Genomic DNA, 362 nt, shown 5'->3' on the forward strand with positions numbered 1-362 from the left:
GTATAGGAAAGACTGTCCGCCGCGCTCGATGCATATTCCGCCGGGGTGTACGATGCCATTGAGCGTCGTACGCGTCTTCCCAGTCTTCGGGTCGCAGGAGAGGATGCGGCCGTTGGGCCGGGCTTCAATGGAGTCAAGGAGCCACTCGTCCATGTTGTAGCGCGTAGACCCTTCGGTAAAGTAGATCATTCCGTCCTCGGCGATATCCAGATCATCGAGCATGAGCAGTCTGGAATCGTCCTTGACGCGACCGACCGTTCTCGGTGTCTCGTCGGCGAGGCGCTTCATCGATGCGTCCGGCGCAACGGACATTAGCCCGATGCCCGCCACGCAGACGATCAGATTGCCGCCCTTGTCGAAAG

Annotated in this window: 1 pseudogene; it reads right to left on the minus strand. The window is 59.7% G+C overall.

The features are described from left to right. Positions 1-362 (minus strand): annotated as a pseudogene (locus tag EN914_RS38115) (strictosidine synthase family protein); the annotation flags it as partial.

This window comes from Mesorhizobium sp. M7A.F.Ca.CA.001.08.2.1, from assembly GCF_003998455.1.
Taxonomy (GTDB): Bacteria; Pseudomonadota; Alphaproteobacteria; order Rhizobiales; family Rhizobiaceae; genus Mesorhizobium; species Mesorhizobium ciceri.